We start from the raw sequence: 4,374 nt of genomic DNA, 5'->3' as shown, positions 1-4,374 counted from the left end.
GTAAGATTTTTGACACAAATAAAATAGGATTGCTATAGTTTTCTAGACAGTGATTTTCTACCTACTTTTGGTGAGAAACCCGTTTGCGTAGCATGACCTAGGAAAGGGTGGAAACCATCAGGGAAAAGAGTTAAACGCGGGATGTACCGCACTGCTAAAGGAAGATTAATTAACGCTGATTTAAACGGAGCTGCGAATATACTTGCCTTCGGCACGCTTCGCGAATGCAAAGTAGAGACACAATTAGGTTTAAGCCTAGTCAAGGTCTGTAGGCAAGTTTTGACCCTTGCTACCAGATTTCGTATCTGGGAAACCAAAGCTAAAAAGCGGAGTGGCACAGATTTATCCTGCCATGTAGTAACAGCTTAGAATCCCCTCTCGAGAAGCCAGGGGAGAGGTCAAAATTATACCAATAGTGCCCCAGATGATTATGGGAGTCGAATGTAAAGTGTCATGTTTATTCTGAAAAGGCAAGATGTTGAAATTACAAGTATTCAACACCCAAAAAAGGATCAACAGATCCCTATTCTTAGTTATCAAGGGCAAACTTTTCGCTTAATCAGTCTTTTTAAGGCCGAGCAAGCTGAAGAAGCTAGATCCTTCTGGCGGGATTTAACAGATAATCGTGGTAAAGCTTGTGTTTTACTAGAGGAACCAGACCGATATAGTGTTTGGGGAAAAGTCCGCTTAGAGCAACTGAGTAATGAAGAATCAAAAGATGAGGATGCCATTACCCCTTCGTTTATTCAGGGTTGTTTGTTGCTAGTACAAGCTGTTTACTTTGATGTAGAAGATTTATTAGGTAATCGACAGGCTAAGTCTTTTCACAAGGACTTTACTAAGCTTCTTCAAAAGAGAAACTTTCCTAACACTGATTCTCCTGATGCAACTAAGGCTTTATTAACTGTCGATCCTGTTAAACAATTACCACTACCTTCTTGGCGGGAAGTTCATCTATATACTTTACTGCAAGAAGTCCATCATTTAGGTGAACAATATTTTGGTAATTCCAATTTTGCTGAAGGTATTGATGAAATCTTAGAATCTATGTCTAGTTCTGATAAAAGTCAGTTTATGGCTTGGCTGAATCAATTTCCTGAAGGTAAACAATGGGCAGTAAAGTAATTTAAAAAGTTTGCCAATATCACTTCTGGAGTTAGGTAAAAAATTGATATTGGTCGCTCTAAATCAATTGAAAAGGCAGAAGGCAGAAGGCAGAAGACAGAAGGCAGAAGGCAGAAGGGAAAATTGCTTATTGCTAGTCAACGAAGATCTACTTCGTGTTAAACAGCATTTAAAATCAAATAATCTATCAGTATTTTATTGTGTCCAATCTTTATTAAGAGTAGGTTAAGTTCATTAATATTAATTTTATCGATCAAAAAAATCTATTTATTTAATATTGATTGGTCAAAAAAACAAAGTAAGTCTATTTTTATCTCCTTAATACCTTTGATAAGTCTCAAAAAAAGACTAAAAATGGTAAAAAATGGAGAGAAAATATGTGTCCAAAGTAAAGCTTGATGAGAATATTCCTATGAGCAGCACTTCAGAAAAATCATCTACCCTGACTAAGTCCTTATTCTCAGCCCAGAATATTGTAATTACTGGTCTTGTTTGGGGCGTACTTGCCCTATTATTTTTTCTCCTGTTTAGCGTGCCTTTACCAGATGAAGAATTACCTTTTTGGTACTCTGTTGGTACTTACATATTTGAACTGGGAGCTTACTTATTCGCTTCTATAGTTTGCTTTAGAAATTGGCAAAGTCCTCAAATGGTTAGTGGGCGCAATGTATGGATGGGCATTGGTCTAGGATTATTATTTTACTTTCTTGCTGGTGTGGTTTTTGGTTGTTGGGAACTACTTTGGGAACTAGATCCCGATGTTTCACTAGCAGATATTTTCTACGTTTTTTCTTACTTGTTCATTGGTTGGGGAATGACTTTAGCTGTCACTTCTAAACGACTAAATCTAGAATTTTGGCAGTGGGGAGTTTTAGCTGGAGTAGCAGTGGCAGGAGTTGCTTTGGCTATTTGGGTCGCTGAACCTTCATTTTTTGGCCTATTATCTAGTCCAGATACTTCAGTCTTAGAAGAGGTAGATGATATAGTAGAAGAAGTATCGGCCAATTTGGCTCCTTCTTGGGTAATAAGTATAGATAAAAACTTAGAACCATTTGCTTATAGCATAAACTTGTTCTATATCATTGCTGATGTATTTTTACTAATTATTGCTACTGCTTTACTTCTAGCTTTTTGGGGTGGACGTTTTTCTCAGTCTTGGCGCATGATTGCTGCTGCTACATTTTCTCTTTACATTGCTGATATGTATTTTAAGTGGTCAGATTCACGCGCTCAAGGAGATTATGAAAGTGGGGGTTTATTGGAGGTATTCTTTGTATTTACTGCGATTTTGTTTGGAATAGGTGCAGTTTTAGAATACGATATTTCAACTCGTTCTCGCCAAAGTAGGCGTAGTAGACGCAGTAGTTCTTAAGTCTAAAGTAGCTTTTCTAAGCCATAGATGAGTTTGGTTAAAGATTGGACTTTACGAATGGCTAATAAAACTCCAGGCATATAGCAAGACCTATCTGTTGTATCGTGTCGTAAGGTATAAATTTGACCAGGCCCACCAAATATTACTTCTTGATGAGCAACTAAACCAGGTAAGCGTACACTATGAATCCGAATTCCTTCGTCTGCTAAACAACCTCTGGCCCCTTCTATTTTTTCTGTTTCTTCAACGTTAGGTACATTGTAAGTTTTTCCTAGTTCTGATAGCATTTGTGCAGTTTTAATTGCAGTACCACTAGGGGCATCAGCTTTTTGATTGTGGTGTAACTCAATAATTTCTACATGATCGAAATGCTGGGAAGCGGCGATCGCTGCTTGTTGGAGCAAAACCATACCAATAGAGAAGTTAGGAATTATCAGTGTACCAATACTGGCTTTTTCTGCAAATTCTCCTAAGTCCTGAATTTGTTCTGGACTAAGACCTGTAGTTCCTACCACTGGTCTGATGCCATAAGCAATAGCAGAACGAACATTTTCATAAACACTATTTGGGTGAGTAAAATCAACCATTACTGCTGGTTTTTTTTCCTGAGTGGCCATGACTAACATTCCCTGTAAATCATCAATCACTGGCACTTCTAGTTCTCCACAACCACACAATTCGCCAGCATCTTTACCAAGATACTCAGGTTGGCGGTCTATGGCACCAAAAAGAGTCATGTCACTGGCATTTGCTACAGCTTTTATTACTTCACGGCCCATTTTGCCCGCAGCACCATTAACAATTACTGGAGTGGAAGTTTGATTTGTCATAATTTCTATCAATACCTAGATACTAGGAGTGAACATAGGCATTTTAAAGTATTTTGTTTATAGCGCTACGCAAATATTGCACAGACATTTGTCTTCCGCTCTATTAAACTGACCCAAAACTACCCAAATCTAGACTTAACTGGACATAGGTAGTTTTGGTATTAACTTCCTGTTTCAACGTGGCTTTAGTTTGGCAACTAAAGGGTTTGTCCACGACCCAGGCCATCCCGGTAGAGCTTACCGTTTGACTTGGTAGAGTCGTATGGGAATATTCCTTCAAACCATCGTTCTATATTTTTGCTGGCGTTTAAATCTCTGTCCTCTATGTGACCACAATCAGGGCAGATATAAACGCGGTTTTTTAATGGCATCTTATGACGATGAAGACCACAATTAGAGCAAATCTGGGAACTTGGAAACATCCTATCTACTAGGGCGTGTCATCAATTAAAGAGGTTGACATTAATCATATAGTATGATTATGAAGAATAACTACAGGAATTAACAAAAAAGGACTGCTCTAAATGACTAGACGTTATGGGTTACGGGATGACCAATGGGTACGCCCATACAAATTTACTACCAGGGCGTGAAGGAACTGTCGGGAGGACAGCATGCATACAACCGCCTCTTTGTAGAAGCTGTTTTATACAGGTATAGAGCGGGAATTCCGAACCAGAGACTTACCAGAAAGATTTGGGGACTTTCGTGTTATCCATACTCGTTTTAGTCGTTGGTGCTGTTCAGGGGTATGGGAAAGAGTATTTCAAGCTAAGGCTGAGGATGCAGATAACGAATATGCCATGATCGATGCCACTATTGTTCGTGCTCATACTCGTAGTGCAGGAGCCGCATATAGTAGTGCTGAACAAGAAGATATTGGCCGTAGTAAAGGAGGATTGAGTACCAAAATACATGGAGTAGTAGAGTGCGACTCGTTCCTATTAGGAGCCTCTAGCAACTAGAGGGGTATGAATAGGGCAAATACGAGGCCACAGCGGAAGAGCCTGCAATAAGCGAGGCCACCAAAGAAGAGCCTGTTAGATA

General features: G+C 39.2%; 5 protein-coding genes and 2 pseudogenes. 5 read left to right on the top strand and 2 right to left on the bottom strand.

All coding sequences use genetic code 11. The features are described from left to right. The first annotated feature begins 141 nt into the window (after window positions 1-141). The 4 genes from F6K54_RS41100 (at window position 142) to F6K54_RS41085 (ending at window position 2,497) form a co-directional block, all read left to right on the top strand. Window positions 142-369 (top strand): hypothetical protein, encoded by a 228-nt coding sequence (locus F6K54_RS41100; protein ID WP_366558389.1) that lies wholly within the window; start codon window positions 142-144, stop codon window positions 367-369. 84 nt (window positions 370-453) lie between these two features. Then, the gene (locus F6K54_RS41095) at window positions 454-1,125 is read left to right on the top strand and encodes an Npun_F0813 family protein (RefSeq protein WP_293090260.1); all 672 of its coding nucleotides are present in this window, start codon (window positions 454-456) and stop codon (window positions 1,123-1,125) included. Window positions 1,126-1,135: 10 nt separating this feature from the next. Then, on the top strand, window positions 1,136-1,354 hold the full coding sequence (locus F6K54_RS41090) for a hypothetical protein (RefSeq protein WP_293090259.1): 219 nt from the start codon (window positions 1,136-1,138) through the stop codon (window positions 1,352-1,354). Between the two features lie 183 nt (window positions 1,355-1,537). Further along, window positions 1,538-2,497 carry a hypothetical protein gene (locus tag F6K54_RS41085; protein WP_293090262.1) on the top strand — a complete coding sequence of 320 codons (960 nt, stop codon included), beginning with the start codon at window positions 1,538-1,540 and terminating at the stop codon, window positions 2,495-2,497. 2 nt (window positions 2,498-2,499) lie between these two features. Here F6K54_RS41085 and dapB read toward each other — a convergent pair whose 3' ends face one another. Then, window positions 2,500-3,327, bottom strand: a complete 828-nt coding sequence (dapB, locus tag F6K54_RS41080; RefSeq protein ID WP_293090257.1) for a 4-hydroxy-tetrahydrodipicolinate reductase — start codon at window positions 3,325-3,327, stop codon at window positions 2,500-2,502. A gap of 197 nt (window positions 3,328-3,524) precedes the next feature. After that, window positions 3,525-3,761, bottom strand: a pseudogene (locus tag F6K54_RS41075) (zinc ribbon domain-containing protein); the annotation flags it as partial. A gap of 90 nt (window positions 3,762-3,851) precedes the next feature. Between F6K54_RS41075 and F6K54_RS41070 the strand changes: the two are divergent. Then, window positions 3,852-4,256 (top strand): annotated as a pseudogene (locus tag F6K54_RS41070) (IS5 family transposase); the annotation flags it as partial. Window positions 4,257-4,374 lie beyond the last annotated feature (118 nt).

Origin of the sequence: Okeania sp. SIO3B5 (genome assembly GCF_010692555.1) — a bacterium.
Classification (GTDB): domain Bacteria; phylum Cyanobacteriota; class Cyanobacteriia; order Cyanobacteriales; family Microcoleaceae; genus Okeania.
This window is presented reverse-complemented; position numbering and strand designations above follow the sequence as displayed.

Bases quoted from the DNA above. Each gene is read 5' to 3' on its own strand.
- dapB (WP_293090257.1), bottom strand. From the start codon at position 3,327: ATGACAAATCAAACTTCCACTCCAGTAATTGTTAATGGTGCTGCGGGC.
- F6K54_RS41085 (WP_293090262.1), top strand. From the start codon at position 1,538: ATGAGCAGCACTTCAGAAAAATCATCTACCCTGACTAAGTCCTTATTC.
- F6K54_RS41100 (WP_366558389.1), top strand. From the start codon at position 142: ATGTACCGCACTGCTAAAGGAAGATTAATTAACGCTGATTTAAACGGA.
- F6K54_RS41095 (WP_293090260.1), top strand. From the start codon at position 454: ATGTTTATTCTGAAAAGGCAAGATGTTGAAATTACAAGTATTCAACAC.